Consider the following 25694-nt stretch of genomic DNA (forward strand, 5'->3'; position numbering starts at 1 on the left):
CGCGCTTGCCCGACTCGAAGCCCCGCCCCACCTATAGGCCATGAGTGATCGCTCGACCGGCCAGGCGCCGGCCCGGCTTACGGCCGTCCTGGGCCCTACGAACACCGGCAAGACGCATCTGGCCGTCGAGCGGATGTGCGGTCACGCCAGCGGCATGATCGGCCTGCCCCTGCGCCTGCTGGCGCGGGAGATCTACGATCGGGTGGTGGCGCTGAAGGGCGTGCGCGAGGTGGCGCTGATCACCGGCGAGGAAAAGATCGTCCCGCCGCGCGCCAACTATTTCATCTGCACCGTCGAGGCCATGCCGCTGGGCCGCGAGGTCGAGTTCATGGCCATCGACGAGATCCAGCTGTGCACCGACCCCGAGCGCGGCCATGTCTTCACCCACCGGCTGCTCCACGCGCGCGGCAAGCACGAGACCATGCTGCTGGGCTCGGGCGCCATGGTGAACCTGGTCCGTCGCCTGCTGCCCAAGGCCGAGATCGTCACCCGCGAGCGGTTCAGTTCGCTGACCTACGCCGGACCCAGGAAGATCACCCGCCTGCCCCGGCGCAGCGCCGTCGTCGCCTTCAGCGCCGATCAGGTCTACGGCATCGCCGAGCTGATCCGTAGGCAACGGGGCGGCGCCGCCGTGGTCATGGGCAGCCTGTCGCCCCGCACCCGCAACGCCCAGGTCGCCCTCTATCAGTCAGGCGAGGTCGATTTCCTGGTCGCCACCGACGCCATCGGCATGGGGCTGAACATGGACGTCGACCATGTCGCCTTCGCGGGCCTGCGCAAGTTCGACGGCAAGCGAAGCCGCTGGCTGCACGCCGCCGAGATCGCCCAGATCGCCGGCCGGGCCGGCCGCTATCGGCGCGACGGCACCTTCGGGGTGACCGGCGAGGCAGATGAGATCGACGAGGACCTGGTCGAGCGGGTCGAGAACCACAGCTTCGAGCCGATCACCACGGCCGAATGGCGCAACAGCCGCCTCGACTTCACCAGCATGACGACGCTGATCAAGACGCTGGACGAAGCGCCGCAGCGCGAGGGGCTGAAACTGTCGGCCGAGGCGCTGGACGAGCTGACCCTAAAAAAGCTGGCCGAGGACCCGGAGATCGCCCACCGGGCCAAGGCGCGGCCGCAGCTTGAGAAGCTGTGGGAGGTCTGCCAGACGCCGGACTTCCGCAAGATCGCCAGCGACGATCACCTCAACCTGCTGCGCCGCATCTTCAACGAGCTGACCAGCGGCCGGCGGCGGATTCCCGACGACTGGATGGCGGCGCAGTTCGCCGGCCTCGACCGCACCGACGGCGAGATCGACTCCCTGGCGGCGCGGCTGGCGGCGGTGCGCACCCTGTCCTACGTCGCCAACCGGCCCGACTGGCTGCACGACCCGGCCTTCTGGCAGTCGACCATGCGCCAGCTTGAGGACCGCCTCAGCGACACCCTGCACGAGAAGCTGATGGCGCGGTTCGTCGACCGGCGGACCAGCGTGCTGATGCGCCAGCTGGGCGACCGCGAGACGATGATGGCTGGCGTCGCCGAGGACGGCACGGTGACCGTCGAGGGCCACTATGTCGGCAAACTGAGCGGCGTGGTCTTCGACCAGCCCAAGGCCATCACCAGCCTCGAGGAAAAGGCCCTGCGCGGCGCCGCCCAGCGGGCGGTGGCGCCGGAGGTGGCCAAACGGCTCGGCGCCCTGGCGGCCGAGGATGATGACGCCTTCAGCCTGACGCCGGACGGCATGGTCCTCTGGCGCGGCGCGGCGGCCGGACGGCTGGATGCGGCGGGCAAGGTCAGGCTGCTGGGCGAACTGGGCCCTGCCCCGGCCCGTGAGCGGGCGCAACGACGGCTGGAAGCCTGGCTGGCCCATGAGCGGGCCCGCAAGCTGTCGCCGCTGGCGGCGCTGGAGGCGGCGATGAGCGACGGCGGCCTGCGCGGTCTGGCGCGGGGCCTTGCCCACCGGCTGCTGGAAAACGGCGGCGTCCTGCCCCGCCGCCAGGTCGAGGAAGAGATGAAGGTGCTGAGCCAGGCCGAGCGCCGGGCCCTGCGCAGCCTCGGGGTGCGGATCGGCGCCTTCAGCCTGCACCTGCCCGGCCTGCTGACCGAGGACGCGCGGGCCTTTGCCCAGTCGCTGAAGGCCGATCTCACCGCGCCCGCCCCCGGCAAGGTCAGCCGCTTGAAACCCGGCCCCGTCGACGCCAAGGGCCTGTCGGCGCGTGGCCTGATGGCGGTCGGCGGCCTGGCCGTGCCCGTCGATCAGCTGGAGGCGCTGGACGAAGCCCTGCGCGCCGCGCCGCAGAAGGCCGGCGGCTCGGTCGTCTCCGACAAATTGCTGGAAGGGCTGGGCTGGGCCGCAAGGGACGCGACCGACATCCTGCGGGGCCTTGGCCTCACCCCCGTCAATCGCGATCACCCCATCGCCTGGCGCCGGCGCGGCGCGGCCAGAGCCGCCGCCCCCACGCCGGTCAGCCCGCCGCCCGGCTCCCCCTTTGCCGCCCTTGCCAGGCTGCAGGTCCCGGTCCCCGCGCCCAAACCCCGCCGACCGCGTCGAAAGGCGACCCGGACCGTCAAACCGTGAGCGAGGCGGCCGAGACCGCCTGCCGGGCCGATGTCTGGCTGTGGCGCGCCCGCTTCTTCAAGAGCCGCACGATCGCTGCGAAGTTCCTTGAGGAAGGCCGCGTGCGCATGACCCGCGGCGGCGTCGAGACCCGCCTCGACAAGCCCAGCCGCACCCTGCACATCGGCGACGAACTGGTCTTCGCCCTCGGCGGCCGGCTGATCGCGGTGCGCATGGAACAGGCCGGCGAGAGACGCGGTCCGCCGCCCGAAGCTCGCGCCCTCTATACCACCTTGGAGAATAACTGACGGGCCGCGAGCCCTCGCCGCATTGACAAGGCGCCCTCCCCCATCGGATGACGCGCCTCCACGATCCGATCCCGCGCGCGCGATCCCCATGTGCGCGCCTTTAGAGCGCCTGATGACCTACATCGTCACCGATCCCTGCATCAAATGTAAGTTCATGGACTGCGTCGAGGTTTGCCCCGTCGACTGCTTCTATGAGGGCGAGAACTTCCTGGTCATCAATCCGGACGAATGCATCGACTGCGGCGTCTGCGAGCCCGAATGCCCGGTCGACGCCATCAAGCCGGACACCGAGGACGATCCCGACAGCAAGTGGCTGAAGATCAATACCGACTTCGCAAAGGTCTGGCCGAACATCACCCTGAAGGGCGAACCGCCGGCCGACGCCGAGGCCTTCGAGCGCGAGACCGACAAGTTCGCGAAGTACTTCAGCGAAAAGCCCGGCAAGGGCAGCTAGAGCTTCGCGACGCCTGGTTGTCGCAAACCTTTCATTCGGCTGAATTTTGTGCTAATACACCCTCGACGCGGTGGGATTTTCCTGCTTGCGCCTCGGTTCAAGAACAGCCGCTCCCGAACGGCGCGCCCGGACGAAGGCGAAGGGTGTCCTAGAAGACTTTTGAGCAAGACAGTTTGAGCCCGCGCCACTTCAGCGCCTGGGGCTTTTTCGCGTCCTGACAAGAGCCTTCGTGGGAGCAGGTGCTCCGCGCAGTCCGCGGAGGTGATGGAGAAGGAAGACAATGAGCAAGACCGGTCTGGCGTTTTCCGTGGGCGACCACGTTGTATACCCCGCCCATGGCGTGGGCTCGATCCAGGCGGTCGAGACTCAGGAAGTCGCCGGAATGTCTCTGGAAGTCTACGTGATCACCTTCGACCACGAGAAGATGACCCTGCGCGTCCCGACCAAGAAGGCGGCCACCAGCGGCCTGCGTTCGCTGGCCGAGGAAGGCGTGATGAGCAAGGCGCTGACCACCCTCAAGGGCCGCGCCCGGGTCAAGCGCACCATGTGGTCGCGTCGCGCCCAGGAGTATGAAGCCAAGATCAACTCGGGCGACCTCGTCTCGATCGCCGAGGTGGTCCGCGACCTGCACCGCGCCGAGAACCAGCCGGAACAATCCTACTCGGAGCGCCAGCTGTACGAATCGGCCCTGGACCGCATGGCCCGCGAAGTCGCCGCCGTCGAACGCATCGACCGCGACGCGGCCGTGAACCTGCTGACCAAGAGCCTGCAGAAGGCCGCCTAGGCGGTTCCTCTACGGTATGAAGATTGACGCCCGGATCGAAAGGTCCGGGCGTTTTTCTTTGCCGCATTTTCGATTGACAAACTTTGCCATGAAAGGGAATTCTCCTTGAAAGAGGTGACCGATGGCGACGATGAATGTCTCCCTGCCCGACGCCATGAAGGATTGGGTCGAGCGCCAAGCGGACGATGGCCGCTACAGCAATTCGAGCGACTATGTCCGAGACCTGATCCGCCGGGATCAGGAGCGTACCCGCAAGATCGTGGCCATGAACGCCCTCATTGAGGAGGGCATCGCCAGTGGCGTTGGCACGATGACGATGGACGAGATCCGGGCCGCTGGTCGGCGCAAGGCCGGGTTGGATGAAAGCTAGACTGTCGGTTCGGGCTCAGCAGGACCTGATCGACATCTACGCCACGGGCGTACGCCTGTTTGGGGTTGCCCAGGCGGACCGCTATCAGGATGGCTTCGAGGCCGCGTTCGACTTTATCGCTGACTATCCGCTCGCATCGCGGGAACGGGCCGGCGCCTTTCGATCAGCCAGAATTCATCCCTACAAGTCTCACGTCATCGTCTATCTTCTGGATTCAGACGGCGTGCTGATCGTTCGAATCCGGCACGGGCATGAGGATTGGGCGAACGATCCCGCAGGCCCGGACGATCTGAACAACTAAATTCCCCAGTAGTGATCCACCGCCGCACGCCCCGCGTACCTCGCCACATGGCGAGAGAAGCAGTGACGGCGGAAACAGCGGAGCGGCGGTACATCCGCCAGGCGATGCGCACGCCCATGCTCGAGGCCGCGCATGAGCATGACCTTGCCGTCCGCTGGAAGGAACAGCAGGACGAGGCGGCCCTGCACGAACTGACCGGCGCCTACATGCGGCTGGTCATCGCCATGGCCGGGCGGTTCAAGGCCTACGGCCTGCCGCACGGCGACCTGATCCAGGAAGGCAGCGTCGGCCTGATGCAGGCGGCGGCCAGGTTCGAGCCGGACCGGGCGGTGCGGTTCTCGACCTATGCCGGCTGGTGGGTGCGGGCGGCGATGCAGGACTATGTGCTGCGCAACTGGTCGATCGTTCGGACCGGCACGACAGCGGCCGGCAAGAGCCTGTTCTTCAACCTGCGCCGGCTGCGGGCGCGGCTGGGCGACATGGAGGGCCGGCTCACCCCCGAAGCCCGGGTCGCCATCGCCATCGAGCTGGGTGTCGAGGAAGAGGATGTCGAGGCCATGGCCTCGCGGCTGTCGGCCTCGGACCGTTCCCTCAACGCCCCGATCACGGCCGGGGCCGAGGACGCCTACCAGGACTTCCTGCCCGACGAACGCCCCGATCCCGAAGCCGCCACAGCCGAGACGCTGGACGGCGAGGCGCGGGCCGGGGCGGTGGCCAGGGCGCTGACGGTGCTGTCGCCGCGCGAACTGCTGATCGTCCGGGCCCGGCGGCTCAGCGACGAGCCGCGCACCCTGGAATCGCTGGGCGAGGAGATCGGCGTCTCCAAGGAGCGGGTGCGCCAGGTCGAGCATGGGGCGCTGGAGAAGCTGCGCCGCGCCCTGCAGAATGAGTTCTCCCCCGCTGCCCTGGCCGGTCTCATCGGCGCCTATTGAGGATTGAGGATCTCCAGCCCCTCGGGGTGATCGAGCTTCAGCTGGCCGTCCCGCAGATACCCCCGCACCCGCACCAGACGCCCCTCCAGCGAGGCCGGTGAGCGGCCGGCGCTGTCGAAATCCTGGATCGCCCGGGCCGGAATGACCGCCGACAGTCCGTGGCCAAGGTCGAGGATGCGGGCGTCGGTCCCGGTCCGCACATGGCCGACCTGGGCCTCGACCAGGGTGAAGCCCGGCGCCGCCACGGCGGCCTCGCCGGCGATCAGCACCCGGTAGCCGGGTAGCGCCCACAGCCCCCGTCTGGCGTTCCGCCCCTCGGCCTCGCGGCGCAGCATCTCCCGGGCCAGCGCCCGGCTTTCGGGGAAGGTGCGGACCCGCGCCGCGCCCTCGCGCAGCATGCGGCCCTGCACCCAGCGCCGCCCCTTGGCCAGGCGCAGCTGGGCGACCTTGCGGCCGAACGGATCGGTGGCGGCGCCGGCCGACAGCATCTCGACATCCTTGCCCAGCACCATCTGCGCCAGCCGCTCCCGCGAGGCCTCACCGTAGGGCGCGTCGAGCCTGGGGGCAGTGATGCCGGCCAGCTTCACGTCGCTGCCGTCCGACAGCCGGACCATGTCGCCGGTGACCACCTCGACCACCTTGGCCTTGCCCTGGGTGGCCAGGGCGTCGAGCCGGGCGGCGTCGCCGCAGGCGGCCAGACACAGGGCGGCGACAACGATGGCAAGGACGCGAATCAAGGGGCGGGCTCCAGCAGGGGTTCCTTCAAGGCCGGGATCGGGCCGCGATCCAGCTCGGCCCGCAGGTGGGCGACGTCGAGCTCGCCCTCCCAGCGGGCGATGACCAGGGTGGCGACGCCGTTGCCGACCAGGTTGGTCAGGGCCCGGCACTCGCTCATGAAGCGGTCGATGCCGAAGATCACCGCCAGGGCGATCAGCGGGATGGTGTGAACCTCGGTGATGGTCGCCGCCAGGGCGATGAAGCCGGCTCCCGTGATCCCGGCAGCCCCCTTCGAGGTCAACACGGCGACGCCCAGCAGGGTGGCGATCTGCCAGCCGTCGAGATGGGTGTTGGTCGCCTGGGCGAGGAACAGGATGGCAAGCGTCATGTAGATGTTGGTGCCGTCGAGGTTGAAGCTGTAGCCGGTCGGGATGACCAGGCCCGTCACCGACTTGCTGGCGCCGAGCCGCTGCAGCTTTTCCATGATCTGCGGCAGCACCGATTCCGAACTGGAGGTGCCGAGCACGATCAGCAGCTCCTCGCGGATGTAGCGCAGGAACTTGATCAGGCTGAACCCGGCCCAGGCCGAGATGCCCCCCAGCACCACCAGCACGAACAGCAGGGAGGTGGCGTAGAAGGTCACGATCAGCTTGCCCAGCTGCACCAGACTGCCCAGGCCATGCTCGCCGATGGTGTAGGCCATGGCCCCGAAGGCGCCGATCGGGGCGAAGCGCACGACGATGTGGATGATCGAGAAGAAGACGCGTGCGATGTCTTCCAGCACATGACTGACCTTGGCCCCGAACTCGCCCAGCCGCGCGCAGGCGAAGCCGGTGAGGATGGCGATGACCAGCACGGGCAGGATGGCCCCGTCGGCGAAGGCCCCGATGAAGGTGTCGGGGATCAGATGCAGGATATAGGCGGCCAGGCCCGGCGCATCGGCGGCCTTGTCGGCATAGCCGGCGACGGCCTTGGCGGCCTTGCTGGCCGGGTCGATGGCGGCCGGGTCGATGTTCATGCCGGCGCCCGGCTGGACAATCAGGGCCACGGCGAGGCCGACCAGCAGGGCGAAGCTGGAGACCACCAGGAAGTAGAGCAGCGTCCGCGCCCCGACCCGGCCGAACCTGGCCATGTCGCTCATATGGCCGATGCCGGCGGCGACGGTGCAGAAGATGACCGGAGCGATGACCAGCTTGATCAGCTTGATGAAGGCGTCGGCCAGCCACTTCAGCTCGGTCCCCAGCCCCGGCGCCACAGCGCCCAGCGCGATGCCGGCGGCAATGGCCAGCAGGACCTGGACGTACAGCAGACGCAAGAACCGCATGACCCCTCCCCGGGCGAAGCAAGGCGCGACGATAGCCGGGCCTGTCGAAGCGGACCAACATTATACCGCGGGCGCCGGCCGCAAGCGTGCCATCCGACAATAATCCTCTGAAAATTCCGCGCCTTGGCGTTGGTCCAGAGGCTGTGACTGTAGACCGGGCGTCGGCGCCGGCGTTGACATGGCGTCGCCGAAAGTTGACCTGCCGGCGCCCACCTTTGAGACGCCGGTCGGGCGGAGCACCGCGAGAGTCCGCAAAGTCTCATGAATATGTCTAGACATATTCATCTTCGGCAAACCCGCGCCCTCTAGGCCGCCTGTGAACCCCGCGTCAGTAGCCGCGCCGCCAGCGGCAGCAGGGTTTCGCGGCGGAGTGGCTTCGGGATCACCTCGTCGGCCCCCAGCGCGGCGGCCATCCGCAGCAGGCTCTGCAGGGTTATCGTCCGGGCGCCGCCCGACATCACGATGACCGGCAGGTCCGGCCAGCGGGCCTTGATCTGACCCAGGGCCTCGACCCCGTCCATGTTGGGCATGATCATGTCCAGCAGCACCAGATCGGCGGGGTGCGCCTCGAGGCTGGCGAGTCCCAACAAGCCGTCCTCGGCGACCCGGCACTCATGGCCTGCATCGCCCAGCAGTTCGACGGCGATCTCGCGCAGGAGCGGGTCGTCGTCGATGATCAGGATCTTGTGCGTCATGCCGCTTCCGGGCTGGCTTTATGGGTGGCCGACCAGTCTGGTCGAAGCAGCCTTAAGAAATCCGTGACGGGCCTGGTTAAGCCGGCCGCGGCGTCATTCCCCGCACAGTGTCCGCAAGCGGGGTTGTGAGCCTGGGGGCTTGGAGGCTATCAGGGCGCCAGTGCGGCCCCGTAGCTCAGCCGGATAGAGCAGGGCTTTCCTAAAGCCAAGGTCGGGGGTTCGAGTCCCTCCGGGGCCGCCAGCCGCTATTGTGACCCGCGATGCAGACTCCGCGATTCGCGCCCGTGTCCGACGCACTTCTCCGCAGCCTTGTCGGGCCGAAGGTCTACGCGCGCGGTGTCGCCTATCACGACGAGCGGCGGGTCGAAATCCTTTCAATCGACGATCGGCGCGTGCTGGCGCGCGTGCGGGGCTCGGAGGCTTACCGGGTCGAGCTGCACTCGGCCAAGGGTCGCCCCGGCGGCGCCTGTGACTGCCCGGCCTTCGAAGACGCCGGCTTCTGCAAGCATCTGGTGGCCGTGGCCCTGTCGGTGACCGAGGCCCTCGATGCCGGGACGCCGCCGGCCGATCGACTGTCCGCCGCCCGCCGGTATCTGCAGGCGCAGGGGGTGGACGCGCTCGTCGACCGGCTGCTGCGCCAGGCGCTGCGGGACGAGGCCCTGCTGGCGGAGATCGAACTGGACGCGGCCGATGCGGAGGAGGACGAGGCGGCGTTGGCCGGTCGCTATCGCGCCATGATCGACGAGGCCTGCGACGGCGGCGGCTATGTCAATTGGCGCGGCGCCCGCGATTACGCCGAGGGGATCGGCGAGGTGCTGGAAAGGCTGCAAGGCCTGATCGACAGTGGCCGCGCCGCCCTGGTGGTGACGCTGCTGGATCATCTGTTCGATGAGATGGAAGAGGCCTACGAGGACGTCGATGATTCCGAAGGGGAAGTCAGCGGCGTGCTGTCGCGGGCGGTCGATATTCACCTCGAAGCCTGTCGAAAGGCGCCCGCCGACCCCCTTGCCTTGGCCGCCGCCCTTCTGGAGCGTGAACTGAATTGCGACTGGGCGGCGTTCGAGGGCGCGGTGGCGATCTATTTTGAGGTTCTGGGACCCCGGGGCGTTGCCGAGTATCGCCGACTGGCGACCGCGGCCTGGGACGCCGCCGGGGCCGAGCGCCCCTGGGGCCTCAGGGCCATTCTCGACGGCTTCGCCAAGGAGGAAGGCGACCTCGACGCGCGCATCGCCCTGCGCAAGGGCGACCTCAAGACGCCGAGGGGCTACGTCGAGATCGCCGCCCTGTTGTCCGAAGGCGGCCGCGCGGACGAGGCCCTCAGATGGCTGGAAGAGGGGCTATGGTGCTTCGAGGATAAACCTGACGAACGGCTGCACAGCTTCGCCGCCGAGCTGATGGCGAAGGCGAACCGGTCGGCCGAGGCCGAGACTCTCCTCTGGGACGCCTTCACCCGCTGGCCGAGCCTGCATCTCTACAAGGAGCTTCAGCGAGCCTGTCCGGAGGCCGGGCCACGCATCGAGCGAGCCCTGGGGATACTGCGGCAACCAAAAGCCGGTTCCGACCGGGTGGAGTTCTTTCGATCGCCGCCGATCGTTCTTCTGGAAATCCGGATCGAGGAGGGTCTTTTCGATGCCGCCTGGGAAACGGCCGACGCCTACGACATCGGCGACATGCGGCTGGAAGCCCTGGCCGAGGCGAGCGCGGCGAGTCACCCGGAACGCGCCACCGCCGCCTACGAAAAGCTGATCGAGAGCCGGGTGCGAACCGGCGGCGCCCCCAGCTACGACGCCGCCATCCGGCTGATCCAGCGGCGGGCGATCACCGGCCGCGAGTCCCAGGCCGCCTACCTCGCCGACCTGGCTGTCCGCCACAAGGCCAGGCGGACCTTCATCCCCCGGCTCGAGGCGCTGCGATAGTCAGGTCGGCCGAAAGCTGCGGGTCGGTGCTCTCCAGCACCTTGCGAATCTCGTCCGGCAGCTCGCGCCAGTGAAACTTCATCTGCGGATCGTCCTGCCGCTTGAAGCCGGCATGGTTGCCCTTCTCCGAGCAGAACAGATGGTAGTGGGATCGTGGGCCGAACCCGAAGCGCCACTGGCCGGCGCCGTCGCGCTCCCAGGCGATATCGGCCTTGTAGGCCTCGATCCGGACGATATGCCCCGGACAAGTCTCCCCCCTGGCGTAGACGAAGGGGCAGGCGATGCGGCCGGCCAGGGCCTGTTCGGATGACGACATCAGGAAACCTCCCCGCCAAGGCGGCAAGTCTTGAGCCTTTTTGCCATCCAGGCAAGCGGTCGGCGACAGATGCGAAACCGGCCCCCGCGCCCCATATCCCGTCCATGTCCAAGCTTTTCACCATCGGCTACGAGGCCGAGACCCTGCCCCGGTTCCTGGAGCGGCTGAAGGCCGCCGGGGTCGAGGTGGTCATTGACGTGCGGGCCATCGCAGCCTCGCGCCGGGCCGGGTTTTCCAAGACCTTGCTGGCCGCCAGCCTGGCGGCCGAAGGCATCGACTATGTCCATCTGCGCGGGCTGGGCACGCCCAAGGCCGGGCGGGACGCCGCCCGCAAGGGGCGGATCGACGAGATGCGGCAGATCTTCGAGGGCGCCCTGGCCGAGCCGCGGGCGCAGCTCGAGCTGGCCCAGGCCGAGCAGATCGCCGCCGGCCGCAAGGCCGCCCTGCTCTGCTTCGAGGCGGAGGCCTGCGGTTGTCACCGGGCCATCGTCGCCGAGCGGCTGCAGGCCAGGCGGCCCTTCGAGGTGGTGAACCTCTAGCATCTTCACCTTTCCGCTGATCGGCGCCGAGCGGGAACGGCCGCGGCGGGAAGCGCCGGCGTTCTGGACACAGTCGCCAGACCGGTCGAAGAGGAACGCATGGCCTCGCCGGCATCTTTCGCCCACCTCGTGATCTTCGCGCGTCGGCCCGTGTTGGGGGTCGGCAAGCGACGGTTGGCGGCGGCGGTCGGGGATGTCGAGGCGTTGCGGTTTCAGCGACTGGCCATCGACAGGCTGCTGCGGCGCCTGGCTGGCGACCCGCGCTGGACGACCACGGTCGCCACCAGTCCTGACCGGCCGACGGACTGGCTTCGAGGCCGCGCGGCGGCCATGCCGCAGGGGCGCGGCGACCTTGGTCGGCGGCTCTCCGGCACCGCGCGACGATTCCCCACGGGCCGGCTGGTGATCATCGGCAGCGACACGCCCGCCGTCGGCCCCGCCGATGTGGCGGCGGCGTTCGACGCCCTGCGCGGGCATGAGGCGGTGGTCGGGCCGGCGCGCGACGGCGGCTACTGGCTGATCGGCCTGCGCCGCTCGGCCCGTGGCCTCCTGCCCTTCGAGGGCATTCGCTGGTCCAGCGCGCACACCCTGGCCGATACCCTGGATCGCCTGGGAGGCAACCGCGTCGCCCGGCTGCGGACGCTAGAAGACGTCGACGACCTGGCCAGCTATCGCCGCTTCACCGCTCAGCGGCCGTAAAGCCGGGCGATCCGGGCGGCGGGCACGCCGACGAAAAACAGGGCGAGGCAGAAGAGGTTGCGAGCGCTGCGGGCGATCCAGCCATCCTGGCGCCAGCGCCTCGCCGAGGTCTCCGCCCGCACCGGCAGGACGGCCAGTCTGCGCCGCCCGATCCGCCGGACCAGATCGACGTCTTCCATCAGCGGCAACGGCCGAAAGCCGCCGAGCCGGTCGTAGAAAGCGCGGTGGATCAGCAGTCCCTGATCGCCATAGGGCAGCGCCAGCAGGGCCACCCGAACGGCCACCCACTGTTCCAGCCGCCGCGCCTGCGGCGAGGCGTCGTCGAGCCCGAACCGGAAACAGGCCGCCTTCCCCGCCCCGGCGATGGCGGCATGGTCATCGACCGCCGCGCGCCAGCCCGGGCCCAGGACCGTGTCCGCATGCAGAAACAGCAGCCAGTCCCCCGACGCCCTGCCCGCGCCGGCCGCCAGCTGCCCGCCGCGTCCCGGCGCTGTCTCGATGACCTCCGCGCCCGAGGCGCGCGCGACGGCCACACTGGCGTCCCGCGAACCGCCATCGACGACGATCACCTCGTCGGACGGCGACAGGGCGGCGAGCGTTGCCCCCAGGCTATCGGCGGCGTTCAGGGTCGGAATGATGACCGACAGGCGCACCGCCGGCGTCAGCTGCAACTGGCCCCGCCCAGCACGCAGAAGCGCGAGCAGTGGGGATGGTTCAAGGCCACGCGTCCCAACGCTTCGCCAAGCGTCGCCCCCAGTTCGAACCCGGGGTCATAGGGCGTCAGGGTGCAGGCCACGACGACCGGCGCCGCCGCCCCCTTGCGCTTCACCACCATCCGGCTGGAGGCGCACATCACCGACTCCGGCGCGAGACCGAGGATGCCCCAGCAGGCCTCGGTGATCTCGGGCGTGTCCCGCGTCGCGTCCATCTCCGGGAACAGCACCAGCCGGGCGGGATCGTCGACGTCCAGCATCACGCCCAGCGACGACAGCAGGGCCGCGTAGCCCGCCCGGGCCGCCGCCTCGTCCTCGTCGGCCAGCCGGCGTCCGGCCACGGCTATCGAAAACCCCTCCCGCGCCAGCCATTGCAGGCCCGACAGCGCCGGCCCCCAGGTCTCCGCGCCCCGCTCGGCCTCATGCACCGCCTGGCTGTGGTGGTCGAGGCTGACCCGCAGGACCAGGGCCTCGCCGAACCGCTGCCTGAGCTCGACGAGCTGCCGCTCGAACCGCCGCATCGGCCGCATGGCGTTGGTCAGCACCAGGGTGCGCCGGCCCGACGCCAGCGAGGCCTCCAGCATCGGGATGATGGCGCTGTTCATGAACGGCTCGCCGCCCGTGAAGCCGATCTCCTCGACGCCGAGCTCCAGCGCGATGATCTCGTCCAGATAGGCCCGCACCTCGGCCAGCGAGAGGTAGGACAGGGCGTCGTTGCGCGGCGAGCTTTCGATGTAGCAGGTCACGCAGGCGATGTTGCAAAGCGTGCCGGTGTTGAACCACAGCGTCTCCAGCGACTTCAGCGCGACGCTGGCCCGGGGCGATCCGTCCAGGGTGACGCGCGGGTCCTTGAACTTGCCGGGGTTCAGCCGCGCCGCCGTGGGCGATACGAACGGCGACAGGATCGCCACGCCCGCTGTCTCGCCCCCGCCTTCGCCACCGTCCTGTCGCTGACCCACGTCGTCCTCCGGATTCACGCCTAGAACCGTGGCACAGACTGGCCCGCCCGGCCAAGCGCTCGCACCAGAAACGCCCTGCTTCCCTTGGGTCTACATAGCCAGCGCCGACAGAACATGGATATGCTCAAACAACCTGGAGCCTTGCCCCGAATGAAAAAATACCTGCCGCTGATCGTCCTGGTCATCGCCGTCATCGCCGTCTTCGCCAGCGGCGCGGGCCGTTACCTCAGCCTGGAGTCCCTGCGCGCCAACGAGGCGCTGCTACGCGGCTTCGTCAGTGACAACCTGGTGCTGGCCCTGCTGGTCTTCGTGCTGGTCTATGCCGCCGCCACCGCCGTCAGCATTCCCGGCGCCGTCTTCCTGACCCTGGCCGGCGGCTTCCTGTTCGGCACCCTGCTGGGGGGCAGCGCCACCGTCGTCGGCGCCACCATCGGCGCGGTGCTGGTCTTCCTCGTCGTCCGCACCTCGCTGGGCGAGACGCTGCGGGCGCGGGCGGAGAAGTCGGGCGGCAAGCTCAAGTCGGTGATGGACGGGATCGGGGCCGGCGCCTTCGGCTACATCCTGACGCTTCGCCTCATTCCGCTGGCGCCCTTCTGGCTGGTCAATGTGGCCTCGGCCCTGGCCCACGCTCCGCTGCGGTCCTACGCCCTGGCCACCCTGATCGGGATCATTCCGGGGACCTTCATCTACAGCAGCATCGGGGCCGGCATCGGCAAGCTGCTGGCGCGCGGTGAGGAGCCGAACCTGAAGGTGATCTTCGAGCCCTACGTCTTCGGGCCCCTGCTCGCCCTTGGCCTGATGTCGCTGGGCGTCACCCTCTACCAGCGGTACCGGGCGCGAAAGGGAGCGGCGTCTTGAAACAGGAACGCATCCGCGCCGACCTCGCCATCATCGGCGCAGGCTCCGGGGGTCTGTCGGTCGCGGCGGGCGCCGCTCAGCTGGGTCTCAAGGTCGTCCTGTTCGAGAAGGGCGAGATGGGGGGCGACTGCCTCAACTACGGCTGCGTGCCATCCAAGGCCCTGATCGCCTCGGCCGAGGCCGCCCACCGGGCCGCCCACAGCGGGGCGCTGGGCGTCAGCGCCGGCGGGGTCAGCGTCGACTTCGCCGCCGTGATGGCCCGGGTCCACAAGGTCATCGAAGAGATTGCCCCCATCGACAGCCAGGAGCGGTTCGAGGGGCTGGGCGTCAGGGTGGTGCGCGAAGCGGCGCGCTTTGCCGACCGCCGGATCGTGGAGAGCGACAGCGTCCGGGTGACGGCCCGCAAGGTGGTCATCGCCAGCGGCTCGCGCGCCGCCGCCCCGCCGATCCCGGACCTGGACGCGACGCCCTACCTCACCAACGAGAGCATCTTCGAACTCAAGTCTCTCCCCGACCATCTCCTGATCCTTGGCGGCGGCCCGATCGGGGTTGAGCTGGGCCAGGCTTTCCGTCGGCTCGGCGGCCAGGTCACCATCATCGAGGCCGATGCCATCCTGGGACGCGAAGACCCCCAGGCCGCGGCGGTGGTCGTCGAACAGCTGACTGCCGATGGCGTCACCCTGCGGCCCGGATGCCGGGCCCTGCGCATCGAGGCCGGGCCCGTGGTGGTCGTTCAGGGACCGGAGGGGGAAGAGCGCATCGCCGGCTCCCACCTCCTGGTCGCGACCGGCCGAACGCCCTCCATCGCCGGGCTCAACCTCGAGGCGGCCGGCGTCGCGTTCGACCGGGCCGGCGTGAAGACGGACAAGTCCCTCCGGACCAGCAATCCCAGGGTGTTCGCCATCGGCGACGTGGCCGGACGCGGCCAGTTCACCCATCTGGCCGGCGCCCACGCCGGGCTGTTTGTCCGCAAGGCCCTGTTCGCCGCCCCGATCAACGCCGACGGCCTGATCGTGCCGCGCGTCACCTACTGCGATCCCGAGCTGGCCTCCGTCGGACTGACCGAAGCCCAGGCGCGGGCGGAGCATGGCGATGATGTCCGCGTGCTGGTCCAGCCCTTCGCCGACAACGACCGGGCCCAGGCCGAAGGCGACATTCGCGGCTTCGGCAAGCTGATCACCACCAAACGCGGCAAGATCCTGGGCGTGACCCTGGTCGGCTCCCATGCCGGCGACCACCTGCCGCTCTGGGTGCTGACCATGACCGCCGGTCTGAAGCTGGGCACCCTGACCGGCATGATCGCGCCCTATCCGACGCGCGGCGAGATCAACAAGCGGCTGGCCGGCCAGTGGTACACAGGGACGCTGTTTTCGCCGATGACCCGCCGACTGGTGTCGGTGCTCAAACGGTTTGGATGAGGTCACGCAGGTGACAGGCCTGCGCCTTCCGGCGCATGCTGATGCAAAGACACAAGGGGGAAACCGATGACGAAGCTTCGTGACGGCTGGGTGAAGACGGTCTGGGTGCTGGCGCTGCTGCTGCCGGTCTGGTTCCTCGTCGCCGCCCTGAGTACGAAATTCGGCCTGCTCGACTGGCGCGTCGGCTTCGGCCTGATGGTCTTCAAGCTCGGCGCCCCCCTGCTGCTCGGCGTGCTCGTCCTGGCCGTTGTCGGCCTGCTGCTGGCCCTGCTGGTCAAGCCGCGACGCGGCTGGGGCCGGGCCCTGGTGGCGATCGTGATCCCGGTGCTGGCGCTCGGCTTCGCCGTCAGCGTCATGAGCAAGGCGCGCACCATCCCGCCGATCCACGACATCACCACCAACATCCAGGACCCGCCGCAATTCTCACCGGCGGTGAGCGCGGCCCGGGCCGCCATCGGCGGCGGCAACCCGATCCAGCCCATGGACACGCCCGTCCCGGCGCTGGGCGGCAAGACGGTCGGAGACCTCGGCAAGGCCGCCAATCCGGACCTTGCCTCCCTCACCCTCACCCAGTCGCCGGCCGAGGCCGCCAAGCTGGTCGTGGCCGCGGCCGAGAAGAGCGGGCTGAAGGTCACCAGCAAAGGAGACGGCGTCGTCGAGGCGGTTGCCGAGTCCTTCTGGTTCGGCTTCAAGGACGACGTCGTCTTCCGCATCCGGCCGGCCGCCAGCGGTTCCGGGTCGGTCGTCGATATCCGCTCGGCCTCCCGCGTGGGGATGAGCGATCTGGGGGCCAACGGCGCCCGGATCCGCAAGCTCTCGGCGGCGATCAAGGCCCAGGCCGGTTGACCCAGCCGGCGACTGGCCTGGCCCCTCATCCGGGTCTGGCCGGGACCTATCAGCGGGAAGTCGCGGCCAGCCTGGCCCGCGTCTGGGAGAATGTTCTGGACTGGGAACATCTGCCGGCGCTGCACGAGGGCCAGTTCCACAGCATCAGCCTGGTCGACAGCGGGCCATGGGGCTGGCGCGCGCGGGTTCTCAACCAGCCTGGCGCCGGCGCCGCCCAGATCATCGAGGTCAGGATCGACCGGGACGCGGGCCGCTATGTCTCCGCCACCCTGGAGGGTCCAGGCGCGGGATCAGAGGTCCGGACCCAGCTGGAGGCGCTCGCTCCGGACAGAACGAGGGTCAGCGTCGCCTTTCATGTGCCTGTGGCCGACCCGGCCAGACTGGCGCTGATCGGCGACCGCTACCGGGCGATCTACGCGCGGCTGTGGGACGAGGATGAAGCGATGATGGTGCATCGCGAGCGCGCCCTCGCCCAGCGACGTGAGCGTCGTGAAACACAGGGCGAGACTCTGGTGCTGGGGCCGCCGGAAGTCGTTCGCACCGCCGTCCCGCTGCTCGTCGAGTTCGCGGGCGAGCGGTTCCGGGTCATCGACCTGGACGGCGAGCTTGTCGTCCACGCCGCCACCTGCCCGCACTGGCTGGGACCGCTCGATCAGGCGCCGGTTCGCGACGGCTGCGTGCGCTGCCCCTGGCATGACTATGCCTTCGACGTCCGCACGGGACAGAGCGCCGATGGTCGGAAGCTGAGCCTTGCGACGCCGCCCAACCTGGTGCTGCGCGAGGGCGTGCTGACCCTGGTTTCGGCCTAGAGCACGTCAGGCGGAAGTGTACGCGGTTCCGCCGCCCGGACGTGCTCTAAATGTTTGATTCTAGACCCTTTTGATCAGGTTTTGATGCGTGCATCAAAACCTGAAAGGGTCTAGGGGCCGCGGAAGGGATTGAGCAGCAGGCTTAAGAGCCCGGCGGTCTTTGGCGTGCGAAACCCTTCCACGCCGAGCGTCATCGTCTCCAGGGGTTCGCGCGGCCGGGCTCGGTAGCTGCCGAGCAATCGGTCCCAGGCCGACAGCAGGAAGCCGTAGTTGCTGTCGGTTTCGTCCCGGTGGATCGAGTGGTGGATACGGTGCATGTCGGGCGTCACCAGCACCCGCCGCAGCAGACCGTCCAGCGCCGCCGGCATGGCGATCCGGGCATGGCTGAACATGCTGGCGGCGTTCAGCACGATCTCGAAGACCAGCACCGCCTCGGCCGGGGCGCCCAGGGCGACAACGACCGCGATCTTCCACAGCATAGACAGCACCATCTCGATCGGATGAAAGCGGACGGCTGTCGTGACATCGACGTCCAGATCGATGTGATGGCCCCGGTGGACCCGCCAAAGCCAGGGGACGGCGTGGAGGACCCGATGCTGGCCATAGACCGCCAGGTCCAGCAGCAGGAACGACAGGAGAGCGGCCAGCCAAAGCGGTGCAGGCAGACTATGGAACAGCCCCCAGTCCGCCTCTGCCGCCCAGACCGCCGCGCCGACGGCGGCGGCGGGAAAGGCAAACCTGAGCAGCAGGGTGTTCAGAACCGAGAGTCCAAGGTTCACCGGCCACCGGCTGCGCCTTGCCTGCCCCGGCGCCCGGCGCGGAAACACCATTTCCGCGATCGCCAGCAGGCCCAGGACACCCAGGTAGATCGACAGCCTGACCGTGGGCTCGTTCAAGATCTCTCGCTCCGAAGCAACGGCGGGCCCATGCTCAGCCGACCGAACGTCGGCCTTGCAGTCTTTGCTGAGCGGACAGGCTATCACCCTCTCCCGGGGGGCCGACAGGCTGACACCCGGGCTCCGGTCACCTGCACGAACCCCGGCGGACCGCCCTTGAATGAGCAGTCGGGCTGGCCTTCGGCGTCGGCGGTGGCGGAAACGAAGGCCCTCCCCGCCTGACCCTCGACATCGGCGCGCCTTGGGCGGAAGGTGATCTGGACGACCGGCGTTCAGCGTACCGTTCAAAGTCGCTCCGGGGAGACGGCCGATGAAGTCCCTATCCGTGATCCTTGCCGCCGTGGCGGCGCTGGCCCTGGCCGGCTGCGAGCCGAAGGCCGACAAGCCGGCCGCGCCGCCGGCCGCGACGACCGAGACCGTCGGCCTGAACGCCGAGATCGACAACGACGTCCAGCAGAAGAGCCTCACCGATCCAGACTTCCGGGGCGCGGCTTTGCAGGGCCCGGTCCGCTACGCCGACGACATTCTGACCGCCGCCGACAGCCGCCTGCTGGTCAGGCTGAAGGACGACAGCGGCCTGACCGTCGGCCCCAACGCCCGCATCAGCATCGACAGGTTCGTCATCGACACCGACGCCAGCGTCCCCGGGGCGGCGGTTTCGGTGGCCAAGGGCGCCTTCCGCTTCGCCTCCAGCGGCAAGGGGACAAAGCCCGACGGCGTGCGCTTCAACACCCCGCTGGCGGCCATCGGCATCAGAGGCACGATCCTCGAAGGTGTGGTCGGCCCCGACGCCCTGGCCGTCATCGGCGCCGGCCCCTGGCTGGCCATCCTGTCGCTCGATCCCGAGACGGCCACCGTCATCGTCCTGCGCGAGGGGATTATCGAGGTCCGCTTCGGCGACGAGACCATCGTTCTGGACCGGCCGGGCGAGGCCATCGCCCTGGGCGGAACCCGCCGCTCGACCGTCTTCCAGATGCCGCCCCCGGCCACGGTCCGTCTCGACGCCCTGCTGGCCCCTCGCGGCGCCGGTCCCCGTCCGCCGGCGCCGCCCGTCGTCGACGCCCCGCCGCCGCCGACGGCCGGCGCCGCCGACAAGCCCGTCCCGCCCCGCAAGCCGCCGCCCCGCCGTGTCCCGGCCGCCGGCGTGTCGAACGAGGACTATTCCCACGACAACGAGGCGGTCGGCGGCTCCGGCGGCGGTGACAGCTCGGGCGGCCTCAGCCGTCCGGTCCTTCGGCGCGGCGACGGCTCAGCGGTGGCCCCTGGTCAGCCGCCGCCGCGCCGGCAGCGCGACTATGGCGCCCCCCTGCCCCGGCGCGACGCCGGGCCGGGCTCGCCCTCCGTCGACATTCCGATTCCCGCCATCCCGCCGCGCCAGCCGCGCGATAGGCCCTCAGCGCCGAAGACCCAGGCCCCGGCCGGCGATCCCGTCCCCTCGCCGCAACTGAAGGCCGCGCCCCGGCCTTCCAGCCCGAAGGACCCGGCGCCGCGGGAATCCCCCGGTTAAACAACCCGTTAACACGAACGGCCATAGGCTGCGTCCAACCGGTATGCGCCCGGAGGAGGCCGTCATGTCCGTCACCCGCACCGGCGGCTTTCGCCGCAGCTACGATCACTTCGAGCCGGAGGTCGATGACGACCCGCACGCCCAGCGCCGCACGCGCGGCCTGCTCGAACAGATCGACTACGCCGCCTTCGCCGCCAACAAGGAACTGATCGGCCAGGCCCTCGGCCAGGGCGACATCCGCAAGTTCCAGCGCCTGGCCATCGCCGCCGCCCAGGCCCGCGCCGTCTGGGTCGCCCAGGCCCTTGCCGCCTCGGCCAGCGGCGGCAAGCTGTCGAGCGCCGACCTCGCCCAGCTCACGCACCTGCGCGCCACCTTCGAGGAACTGACCGAAGCCTACGAAGCCATGCGCCGCATGGTCGAGCGCGGCTACCTGGCCATGCCGGCCGCTCCGGCGGGCTGAAAACATCAAGGATTTCAAAGGCTCCAGGAATATGTCTAGACATATTCACCGGCCCTGACGGCCGCCGTCGGCGCCGCGACGAGCCGCGTAGGCCGAGCCTGAAACATTTCGGCCTACAAACCCCGCGCCGGCGCCTACACGGCGCCTACGCCCCAGCCTACAATCCCAGCGTCCCGGCACACGCCAAAGCCAACGCCACAAGGGGTTTGGGCCGGTTGCCCACGCCGCACGGCTTTTTCCGTAGGTGCGCCCGGGTGGTATAATGGTCCGCCGCTTCGATAGCGGCGTCTCTACCGCTTCTTGCCCAGCTCGGCGGCGATGTCCTTGGTCATCTTGCCGACCTTGCGGTGGGCGGCGGTCAGTTGATCCCGCGTCACGCCCCAGCGCTTCATCCAGTATTCCACCGCCTGCCGCTCGGAGAGATCGAGCCGCTCCTTGTCGATGAAGCCGCGCTTGTCCTTGAGGCCGGCCATGAAACATCTCTCCGTATGAGGGAGCACATTCGGCCAAGGCGAAGGCCCGATCAATCATCCTGTTGCGGCGACGTGGCGGCAGCGGGCTAAGCTAGCGAACGATTCACAGGGGCAGACATGGCCGACGACCCGACTTTCGCCAGCGACCTCAACACCACCTTCGGCCTCGTGCGCCGCGTCGAGATGAATCCCGAGGGCCGGGCCATCCTCGAATACGAGGCCGGCATGCACATGTGCCATTCGGGCGGCGTCGTGCAGGGCGGCTTCGTCACTGGCTGGATCGACGCGGCCATGGCCCACGCCCTGATCGCCAAGCACGGCGAGGGCATCGTGCCGATGAGCCTGGAACTGAAGGTCAGCTTCTTCGCCTCCACCCGCCCCGGCCGCGTCTTCGCCGAGGCCTGGATCGAGGGCGGCGGCAAGTCGACGGTGTTCATGGAAGGCCGGCTGAGCGACCCGGCCGGCAAGGTGCTGGCCAAGGCCACCTCGACCCTGCGCCTGATGGACCGCACCCGCGTCGAGGGCTCGGCCAGGGCGGCGCTGGCCGGCGGATAGGGACTGGCGCGCCACCGTGCGCCTCGTCTATCCTGATCGCTGATAACCAACGGCCGTCAAGAGCCGCGGACCCCAGGAAACGGATACCCAGAATGCACTACGCCGAGCTGAATCACGCCTGGGCCGAACTCACCGGTCCCGGCGGGGCCTTCGAGATCGTCGAGATGGACGTGAACGGCCACTGGATTCGCGGCTTCAAGAACGCGCCGCCCAGCGTGCGCGAGGTCTGGCTCTCGACCCTGCAGTTCGCCGACCGCGACTACCTGGTCTACCAGGACGAACGCCTGACCTACGGCCAGGCGCACCAGCTGACCGCCTCGATCGCCAACTGGCTGATGGCCCAGGGCGTGGTCCCCGGCGACCGCATCGCCATCGCCATGCGCAACTATCCCGAATGGATGCTGATCTACTGGGCCGCCGTCAGCATCGGCGTCACCGTGGTCGGCATGAACGCCTGGTGGACCGCGCCCGAGATGGCCTTCGGTCTGAGCGATGCGCGCCCCAAGGTGCTGTTCGCCGACGCCGAGCGGCTGGCCCGGGTGGCCGAGCAGCCCGACATGCTGGCCGGCGCCCATGTCGTCGCCGTGCGCACCGATACGCCCGAAGGCGGCGCCCCCTGGAGCGCGGTCATCGGCCATGGCGGGAGCCTGCCGGAGGTCGCCATCGATCCCGATTCCGACGCCTGCATCTTCTACACCTCCGGCACCACCGGCTTTCCCAAGGGCGCCCAACTGACCCACCGGGGCTGCGTCAGCAACCTGATGAACATGCTGTTCTCCGGCAACGTCGGGGCCATGGTGCTGGCCATGACCACTGGCGTCGTGCCGGACCCCGACAACCCGCCGCCGCCCCCGGCCGTGCTGGTCACCACGCCGCTGTTCCACGTCACCGCCAACAACTGCGGGGCCTACGCGGCGACCGCCATGGGCGGCAAGATGGTGCTGATGTACCGCTGGGACGCGACGCTGGCGCTGGAACTGATCCAGGCCGAGAAGATCAGCACGGTCAGCGGCGTGCCGGTCATGGCCCGCGAGCTGGTCAACCATCCGGACTTCGCCAAATACGACACCTCGTCCCTGCTCAGCGTCGGCGGCGGCGGGGCGCAGATTCAGCCAGATCTGGTCGACAAGATCGACAAGACCGTGCCCACCGCCCGGCCCAACACCGGCTACGGCATGACCGAGACCTGCGGCGTCATCACCTCGCTCAGCGGCGACTTCTTCGTCGACAAGCCCGCCAGCTGCGGCCGCGCCCTGCCCAACTTCGAGGCCAAGGTGGTCGACGACTTCGGCAACGCCCTGCCCACCGGCGAGGTCGGCGAGCTGTGGGTGCGCGGCAGCAGCGTCATCAAGGGCTACATCAACCGCCCCGAGGCCACCGCCGAGACCATCACCGACGGCTGGCTGCACACCGGCGACGTCGCCCGCATCGACGAGGAAGGCTTCATCTTCCTGGTCGACCGCAAGAAGGACATGGTCCTGCGCGGCGGCGAGAACGTCTATTGCGCCGAGGTCGAGGCGGCCATCTATCGCCATGCGGCGGTCGCCGAGGCGGTGGTGTTCGGCACCCCCGACGAGCGGCTGGGCGAGGAGGTGGCGGCCGCCATCCTGCTGCGCGACGGCCACAAGGCGACGGCGGACGAACTGCGCGACTTCGTGGCCAGCCTGATCGCCCGGCACAAGGCCCCCCGCTACATCTGGTTCCTGTCGGAAAACATCCCGCGCAACGCCAGCGGCAAGTTCCTCAAGAAGGACCTCAAGGCGACGCTGAAGGTCGAAGAGGCCGTCTAGGCGGCTTGCTGTCAGGTTACTGTGTCGGCTCAACGACTTAGCTTCTGAGATCGACTCCCAACTGATGTCGGCGGGGGAACGGCTTGCCGTTCTGCGGGTTTGCTCGCCGACCATCATTCGAGGAGAGCCCCATGGAAAAGACCTTTACCGCCGACGACGCCCCGGACGCCGTCGCCCTGCTCAAGGCCGATCACCGCAAGGTCGAGGAGCTGTTCGAGAAATTCGAGAACGCCAAGGGCGACGGCGCCAAGAAGAAGCTGGCCGAGCAGATCTGCCTGGAGCTGAAAGTCCATGCCATGATCGAGGAGGAAATCTTCTATCCGGCCTGCGAGGGCAAGATCGAGGAAGACCTGCTCAAGGAAGCCTACGTCGAACACGACGGCGCCAAGCTGCTGATCAATGAGATCGAGGCCGGCGGTCCGGACGACGAGTTCTACGACGCCAAGGTCAAGGTGCTGTCCGAGGAGATCGAGCACCACGTCGAGGAAGAGGAAAAGCGGGTCGAAGGCATGTTCAGTCAGGCCCGCAAGGCCGGCCTCGACATGGATGAACTCGGCCGCCGGATGTTCGCCCGCAAGGAAGAACTGATGGAACAGGCCAAGGCCGGCGGCCTGGGTCCGGCCCAGACCACGACGATGCAGGGCGACCAGCCGACCGCCTAGGCGGCGAGCGCCCCCGGGGCGGGGGCCTGGCCTTCGCCCCGGATCAGCGCGGCTTGCGCGGCAGCCAGTGGCGGCGACCGATGTCTGCCCGCAGCATCGGCGTCACGATCAGTTCGAGCGCGATGCCAATGCCCGCCGTCAGCATCATCAGGCCCATGATCAGATTGCCGCGGTCATAGATCTCGTTGCGGTCAGGGCTGAGCCCGTGCACCGCCATCCAGGTCCAGACCAGAATGACGCCGATGATCGGCCCGACGGCCATGAGCAGCACCAGATAGCGCAGGATGCCCAGCGCGACGATTTTCAGGTTGAGCATGGCGGCCTCCTGAAGCCGACTGTCGATCTGCCCTCCCAGTCTCGCCTTGATCCGGATCAAGGCCTGCCATCCCCCGCCGCCTAGGGTCGCCGCCTGATCTTCGCGGGAGATGTTCCATGAGTCCGAGCGCCTGGCGCGGTCACCCTCCCCGGCGCGGCCTTGACCGTCCGCCCGTGCGAGCCAGATTGCCGGGCATGTCAGCCACCCGCGCCACCGCCCTCGCCCTGATCGCTCAGTATGGCGGCGACGCCGAAACCATCGCCATGCTGCGGGCCGCCGAGTACGCCGCGCTTGGCGACGTGCAGGGCCTCGCCGACTGGGACGCCATCATCGCCGACATCCAGCGCCTCGATCGCGAGGGCCCTGGCGCGGCCGGCCTCAACTGACCGTCTGGGGCGCGAACCAGGGAACAAGCCGCTCGATGGCCTCGGCGATCTCGGCCGTCGAGACCGCGAAGCTGAAGCGGATGAAGCGATGGCCATCGACCGGGTCGAAATCGACGCCCGGGGCGGTGGCCACGCCTGTCTCGGTCAGCAGCCGCTTGCAGAAGCCCATGCTGTCCTGCGTCAGATGGCCGATGTCGGCCCAGATGTAGAAGGCCCCGTCCGGCGGCGCGATGGCGGTGAGGCCAAGGCGCGGCAGGGCGTCCAGCAGGAGTTCGCGGTTGCGGGCATAGGTGGCGACGTGGCCTTCCAGCTCGGCGATGTCGTCCATGGCCGCCAGGCCCGCGTGCTGGCTGAGTGACGGAGCGGTCAGGAACAGGTTGCCGACATAGGCGCGGGCCGCCTCGCGCAGGTCGGTCGGGGCGACCAGCCAGCCGAGCCGCCAGCCGGCCATGCTGAAGTATTTCGAGAAGCTGTTGATGATCAGGGCGTCCGGATCGAACTCCAGCATCGAGTGGGTGGGACCGACGTAGGACAGGCCGTGGTAGATTTCGTCCGAGACGATGCGGATGCCGCGCGCCTTGCAGACGGCGGCGATGGCGGCCAGGCCCTCGGCCCCGATGATGGTGCCGGTCGGGTTGGCCGGGCTGGCGATGATCAGGCCGGCGGGGGCCGGGTCCATCGCCTCGATCATGGCGGCGGTCAGCTGGTAGCGGGTGGCCGGTCCGCAGGCCAGTTCGACGGGGACCATGTTCAGCGCCGTGACCGTTCCGCGATAGGCGACATAGCCCGGCCGCGCCATGGCGATGCGGTCGCCGGGTTGGAAGGCGCTGGACAGGGCCAGCACCAGAGCCGGCGAAGCGCCGCAGGTCAGGATGATGCGGCCCGGCTCGATCTCGACGCCGTGCAGGCGGCGGTAGCGCTCGGCCAGCGCAGCGCACAGCGGGCTGCTCTCCCAGTAGCCCATGGCGTCGGCGTCGAGCACCTGGTGGGCGGCGGTGATGGCGCTGGCCGGGGCGCCGGTCGAGGGTTGGCCGAACTCCATATGGATGACGCGCGTCCCCTCGGCCTTGAGCCGGTGGGCCAGGCGGCTGATCTCGATGGCGCGGAAGGGGTCGGGGGTAGCCATGGGTTCCGCCTAGCCGCTTT

The 25694-nt window shown here is 69.0% G+C and carries 30 protein-coding genes and 1 tRNA gene; 21 read left to right on the forward strand and 10 right to left on the reverse strand.

All coding sequences use genetic code 11. From position 1 onward, the window contains the following. The first annotated feature begins 40 nt into the window (after window positions 1-40). The 7 genes from O5I81_RS16560 (at window position 41) to O5I81_RS16590 (ending at window position 5694) form a co-directional block, all read left to right on the forward strand. Window positions 41-2566: a helicase-related protein gene (locus O5I81_RS16560; protein WP_271065966.1), complete on the forward strand. Its 2526-nt coding sequence runs from the start codon at window positions 41-43 to the stop codon at window positions 2564-2566. After that, window positions 2563-2853 (forward strand): RNA-binding S4 domain-containing protein, encoded by a 291-nt coding sequence (locus tag O5I81_RS16565; RefSeq protein WP_271065967.1) that lies wholly within the window; start codon window positions 2563-2565, stop codon window positions 2851-2853. The genes O5I81_RS16560 and O5I81_RS16565 overlap by 4 nt, the downstream gene beginning before the upstream one ends. Window positions 2854-2965: 112 nt before the next feature. After that, a complete protein-coding gene (fdxA, locus tag O5I81_RS16570; RefSeq protein WP_271065968.1) occupies window positions 2966-3307 on the forward strand; it encodes a ferredoxin FdxA in 342 nt (113 codons plus the stop codon). A 280-nt stretch (window positions 3308-3587) separates the two neighbouring features. After that, window positions 3588-4091, forward strand: coding sequence for a CarD family transcriptional regulator (locus O5I81_RS16575; protein WP_271065969.1), 504 nt, complete (start codon window positions 3588-3590; stop codon window positions 4089-4091). A 121-nt stretch (window positions 4092-4212) separates the two neighbouring features. Then, window positions 4213-4461 (forward strand): type II toxin-antitoxin system ParD family antitoxin, encoded by a 249-nt coding sequence (locus tag O5I81_RS16580; RefSeq protein ID WP_271065970.1) that lies wholly within the window; start codon window positions 4213-4215, stop codon window positions 4459-4461. Then, complete coding sequence (locus tag O5I81_RS16585; protein WP_271065971.1) at window positions 4451-4762, forward strand: type II toxin-antitoxin system RelE/ParE family toxin; 312 nt, start codon at window positions 4451-4453, stop codon at window positions 4760-4762. Before O5I81_RS16580 ends, O5I81_RS16585 begins: the two co-directional genes overlap by 11 nt. Before the next feature lie 62 nt (window positions 4763-4824). Beyond that, window positions 4825-5694: an RNA polymerase factor sigma-32 gene (locus tag O5I81_RS16590; RefSeq protein WP_271065972.1), complete on the forward strand. Its 870-nt coding sequence runs from the start codon at window positions 4825-4827 to the stop codon at window positions 5692-5694. On the opposite strand, the gene O5I81_RS16595 is transcribed toward O5I81_RS16590, so the two are convergent. From O5I81_RS16595 to O5I81_RS16605, 3 genes are all read right to left on the reverse strand, one after another. Next, window positions 5688-6431 carry a thermonuclease family protein gene (locus O5I81_RS16595; RefSeq protein WP_271065973.1) on the reverse strand — a complete coding sequence of 248 codons (744 nt, stop codon included), beginning with the start codon at window positions 6429-6431 and terminating at the stop codon, window positions 5688-5690. The genes O5I81_RS16590 and O5I81_RS16595 overlap by 7 nt on opposite strands. Continuing rightward, window positions 6428-7735, reverse strand: a complete 1308-nt coding sequence (dctA, locus tag O5I81_RS16600) for a C4-dicarboxylate transporter DctA (protein ID WP_271065974.1) — start codon at window positions 7733-7735, stop codon at window positions 6428-6430. Before dctA ends, O5I81_RS16595 begins: the two co-directional genes overlap by 4 nt. A 305-nt stretch (window positions 7736-8040) precedes the next feature. Then, a complete protein-coding gene (locus tag O5I81_RS16605) occupies window positions 8041-8430 on the reverse strand; it encodes a response regulator (protein WP_271065975.1) in 390 nt (129 codons plus the stop codon). Window positions 8431-8594: 164 nt separating this feature from the next. Here O5I81_RS16605 and O5I81_RS16610 point away from each other — a divergent pair. Both O5I81_RS16610 and O5I81_RS16615 read left to right on the forward strand, forming a co-directional pair. Continuing rightward, window positions 8595-8671, forward strand: a tRNA-Arg gene (locus tag O5I81_RS16610). 43 nt (window positions 8672-8714) lie between these two features. Next, window positions 8715-10346: a DUF6880 family protein gene (locus tag O5I81_RS16615; protein ID WP_271065976.1), complete on the forward strand. Its 1632-nt coding sequence runs from the start codon at window positions 8715-8717 to the stop codon at window positions 10344-10346. Here O5I81_RS16615 and O5I81_RS16620 read toward each other — a convergent pair. Then, window positions 10318-10662: a hypothetical protein gene (locus O5I81_RS16620; protein ID WP_271065977.1), complete on the reverse strand. Its 345-nt coding sequence runs from the start codon at window positions 10660-10662 to the stop codon at window positions 10318-10320. The genes O5I81_RS16615 and O5I81_RS16620 overlap by 29 nt on opposite strands. Window positions 10663-10766: 104 nt before the next feature. On the opposite strand from O5I81_RS16620, the gene O5I81_RS16625 reads away from it, so the two are divergent. After that, window positions 10767-11201 carry a DUF488 domain-containing protein gene (locus tag O5I81_RS16625; protein ID WP_271065978.1) on the forward strand — a complete coding sequence of 145 codons (435 nt, stop codon included), beginning with the start codon at window positions 10767-10769 and terminating at the stop codon, window positions 11199-11201. A gap of 99 nt (window positions 11202-11300) precedes the next feature. After that, on the forward strand, window positions 11301-11900 hold the full coding sequence (locus O5I81_RS16630; RefSeq protein WP_271065979.1) for a TIGR04282 family arsenosugar biosynthesis glycosyltransferase: 600 nt from the start codon (window positions 11301-11303) through the stop codon (window positions 11898-11900). On the opposite strand, the gene O5I81_RS16635 is transcribed toward O5I81_RS16630, so the two are convergent. Together O5I81_RS16635 and O5I81_RS16640 are read right to left on the reverse strand one after the other, a co-directional pair. Beyond that, entirely contained in the window at window positions 11888-12571 is a 684-nt protein-coding gene (locus O5I81_RS16635; protein ID WP_271065980.1) for a TIGR04283 family arsenosugar biosynthesis glycosyltransferase, read from the reverse strand. The two genes, O5I81_RS16630 and O5I81_RS16635, sit on opposite strands and share 13 nt — an antisense overlap. Then, window positions 12562-13572, reverse strand: a complete 1011-nt coding sequence (locus O5I81_RS16640) for a radical SAM protein (RefSeq protein WP_271065981.1) — start codon at window positions 13570-13572, stop codon at window positions 12562-12564. Before O5I81_RS16640 ends, O5I81_RS16635 begins: the two co-directional genes overlap by 10 nt. Before the next feature lie 150 nt (window positions 13573-13722). On the opposite strand from O5I81_RS16640, the gene O5I81_RS16645 reads away from it, so the two are divergent. From O5I81_RS16645 to O5I81_RS16660, 4 genes are all read left to right on the forward strand, one after another. Then, on the forward strand, window positions 13723-14430 hold the full coding sequence (locus O5I81_RS16645) for a TVP38/TMEM64 family protein (protein WP_271065982.1): 708 nt from the start codon (window positions 13723-13725) through the stop codon (window positions 14428-14430). Then, entirely contained in the window at window positions 14427-15848 is a 1422-nt protein-coding gene (locus O5I81_RS16650; protein ID WP_271065983.1) for an FAD-dependent oxidoreductase, read from the forward strand. Before O5I81_RS16645 ends, O5I81_RS16650 begins: the two co-directional genes overlap by 4 nt. Window positions 15849-15914: 66 nt before the next feature. Beyond that, window positions 15915-16694, forward strand: coding sequence for a DUF1499 domain-containing protein (locus O5I81_RS16655; protein WP_271065984.1), 780 nt, complete (start codon window positions 15915-15917; stop codon window positions 16692-16694). Further along, window positions 16691-17503 carry a Rieske 2Fe-2S domain-containing protein gene (locus O5I81_RS16660; RefSeq protein ID WP_271065985.1) on the forward strand — a complete coding sequence of 271 codons (813 nt, stop codon included), beginning with the start codon at window positions 16691-16693 and terminating at the stop codon, window positions 17501-17503. The genes O5I81_RS16655 and O5I81_RS16660 overlap by 4 nt, the downstream gene beginning before the upstream one ends. A 110-nt stretch (window positions 17504-17613) precedes the next feature. Here the strand turns inward: O5I81_RS16660 and O5I81_RS16665 are convergent, their stop codons facing one another. Then, the gene (locus O5I81_RS16665; RefSeq protein WP_271065986.1) at window positions 17614-18399 is read right to left on the reverse strand and encodes a sterol desaturase family protein; all 786 of its coding nucleotides are present in this window, start codon (window positions 18397-18399) and stop codon (window positions 17614-17616) included. A gap of 310 nt (window positions 18400-18709) precedes the next feature. On the opposite strand from O5I81_RS16665, the gene O5I81_RS16670 reads away from it, so the two are divergent. Both O5I81_RS16670 and O5I81_RS16675 read left to right on the forward strand, forming a co-directional pair. Next, window positions 18710-19906: a FecR domain-containing protein gene (locus tag O5I81_RS16670; RefSeq protein ID WP_271065987.1), complete on the forward strand. Its 1197-nt coding sequence runs from the start codon at window positions 18710-18712 to the stop codon at window positions 19904-19906. A 64-nt stretch (window positions 19907-19970) separates the two neighbouring features. After that, window positions 19971-20366, forward strand: a complete 396-nt coding sequence (locus O5I81_RS16675) for a hypothetical protein (protein ID WP_271065988.1) — start codon at window positions 19971-19973, stop codon at window positions 20364-20366. Window positions 20367-20656: 290 nt separating this feature from the next. Here the strand turns inward: O5I81_RS16675 and O5I81_RS16680 are convergent, their stop codons facing one another. After that, on the reverse strand, window positions 20657-20839 hold the full coding sequence (locus O5I81_RS16680) for a DUF3606 domain-containing protein (protein WP_110118570.1): 183 nt from the start codon (window positions 20837-20839) through the stop codon (window positions 20657-20659). 117 nt (window positions 20840-20956) lie between these two features. Between O5I81_RS16680 and O5I81_RS16685 the strand changes: the two genes are divergently transcribed. The 3 genes from O5I81_RS16685 (at window position 20957) to O5I81_RS16695 (ending at window position 23846) form a co-directional block, all read left to right on the forward strand. Further along, entirely contained in the window at window positions 20957-21394 is a 438-nt protein-coding gene (locus tag O5I81_RS16685; RefSeq protein WP_271065989.1) for a PaaI family thioesterase, read from the forward strand. Between the two features lie 92 nt (window positions 21395-21486). Next, the gene (locus tag O5I81_RS16690) at window positions 21487-23184 is read left to right on the forward strand and encodes a class I adenylate-forming enzyme family protein (RefSeq protein ID WP_271065990.1); all 1698 of its coding nucleotides are present in this window, start codon (window positions 21487-21489) and stop codon (window positions 23182-23184) included. 131 nt (window positions 23185-23315) lie between these two features. Next, window positions 23316-23846 carry a hemerythrin domain-containing protein gene (locus O5I81_RS16695; protein ID WP_271065991.1) on the forward strand — a complete coding sequence of 177 codons (531 nt, stop codon included), beginning with the start codon at window positions 23316-23318 and terminating at the stop codon, window positions 23844-23846. Between the two features lie 43 nt (window positions 23847-23889). Here O5I81_RS16695 and O5I81_RS16700 read toward each other — a convergent pair whose 3' ends face one another. Then, window positions 23890-24162, reverse strand: coding sequence for a hypothetical protein (locus O5I81_RS16700; protein ID WP_271065992.1), 273 nt, complete (start codon window positions 24160-24162; stop codon window positions 23890-23892). A gap of 194 nt (window positions 24163-24356) precedes the next feature. Here O5I81_RS16700 and O5I81_RS16705 point away from each other — a divergent pair, with 194 nt between their 5' ends. Further along, complete coding sequence (locus O5I81_RS16705) at window positions 24357-24548, forward strand: hypothetical protein (protein ID WP_271065993.1); 192 nt, start codon at window positions 24357-24359, stop codon at window positions 24546-24548. Here the strand turns inward: O5I81_RS16705 and O5I81_RS16710 are convergent. Then, entirely contained in the window at window positions 24541-25674 is a 1134-nt protein-coding gene (locus O5I81_RS16710; protein WP_271065994.1) for an aminotransferase class I/II-fold pyridoxal phosphate-dependent enzyme, read from the reverse strand. The genes O5I81_RS16705 and O5I81_RS16710 overlap by 8 nt on opposite strands. Window positions 25675-25694 lie beyond the last annotated feature (20 nt).

Origin of the sequence: Caulobacter sp. NIBR1757 (assembly GCF_027912495.1) — a bacterium.
Lineage (GTDB): Bacteria > Pseudomonadota > Alphaproteobacteria > Caulobacterales > Caulobacteraceae > Caulobacter.

Bases quoted from the DNA above. Each gene is read 5' to 3' on its own strand.
- O5I81_RS16560 (WP_271065966.1), top strand. From the start codon at position 41: ATGAGTGATCGCTCGACCGGCCAGGCGCCGGCCCGGCTTACGGCCGTC.
- fdxA (WP_271065968.1), top strand. From the start codon at position 2,966: ATGACCTACATCGTCACCGATCCCTGCATCAAATGTAAGTTCATGGAC.
- O5I81_RS16575 (WP_271065969.1), top strand. From the start codon at position 3,588: ATGAGCAAGACCGGTCTGGCGTTTTCCGTGGGCGACCACGTTGTATAC.
- O5I81_RS16580 (WP_271065970.1), top strand. From the start codon at position 4,213: ATGGCGACGATGAATGTCTCCCTGCCCGACGCCATGAAGGATTGGGTC.
- O5I81_RS16585 (WP_271065971.1), top strand. From the start codon at position 4,451: ATGAAAGCTAGACTGTCGGTTCGGGCTCAGCAGGACCTGATCGACATC.
- dctA (WP_271065974.1), bottom strand. From the start codon at position 7,735: ATGCGGTTCTTGCGTCTGCTGTACGTCCAGGTCCTGCTGGCCATTGCC.
- O5I81_RS16605 (WP_271065975.1), bottom strand. From the start codon at position 8,430: ATGACGCACAAGATCCTGATCATCGACGACGACCCGCTCCTGCGCGAG.
- O5I81_RS16620 (WP_271065977.1), bottom strand. From the start codon at position 10,662: ATGTCGTCATCCGAACAGGCCCTGGCCGGCCGCATCGCCTGCCCCTTC.
- O5I81_RS16625 (WP_271065978.1), top strand. From the start codon at position 10,767: ATGTCCAAGCTTTTCACCATCGGCTACGAGGCCGAGACCCTGCCCCGG.
- O5I81_RS16630 (WP_271065979.1), top strand. From the start codon at position 11,301: ATGGCCTCGCCGGCATCTTTCGCCCACCTCGTGATCTTCGCGCGTCGG.
- O5I81_RS16645 (WP_271065982.1), top strand. From the start codon at position 13,723: ATGAAAAAATACCTGCCGCTGATCGTCCTGGTCATCGCCGTCATCGCC.
- O5I81_RS16655 (WP_271065984.1), top strand. From the start codon at position 15,915: ATGACGAAGCTTCGTGACGGCTGGGTGAAGACGGTCTGGGTGCTGGCG.
- O5I81_RS16670 (WP_271065987.1), top strand. From the start codon at position 18,710: ATGAAGTCCCTATCCGTGATCCTTGCCGCCGTGGCGGCGCTGGCCCTG.
- O5I81_RS16675 (WP_271065988.1), top strand. From the start codon at position 19,971: ATGTCCGTCACCCGCACCGGCGGCTTTCGCCGCAGCTACGATCACTTC.
- O5I81_RS16680 (WP_110118570.1), bottom strand. From the start codon at position 20,839: ATGGCCGGCCTCAAGGACAAGCGCGGCTTCATCGACAAGGAGCGGCTC.
- O5I81_RS16685 (WP_271065989.1), top strand. From the start codon at position 20,957: ATGGCCGACGACCCGACTTTCGCCAGCGACCTCAACACCACCTTCGGC.
- O5I81_RS16690 (WP_271065990.1), top strand. From the start codon at position 21,487: ATGCACTACGCCGAGCTGAATCACGCCTGGGCCGAACTCACCGGTCCC.
- O5I81_RS16695 (WP_271065991.1), top strand. From the start codon at position 23,316: ATGGAAAAGACCTTTACCGCCGACGACGCCCCGGACGCCGTCGCCCTG.
- O5I81_RS16700 (WP_271065992.1), bottom strand. From the start codon at position 24,162: ATGCTCAACCTGAAAATCGTCGCGCTGGGCATCCTGCGCTATCTGGTG.
- O5I81_RS16705 (WP_271065993.1), top strand. From the start codon at position 24,357: ATGTCAGCCACCCGCGCCACCGCCCTCGCCCTGATCGCTCAGTATGGC.
- O5I81_RS16710 (WP_271065994.1), bottom strand. From the start codon at position 25,674: ATGGCTACCCCCGACCCCTTCCGCGCCATCGAGATCAGCCGCCTGGCC.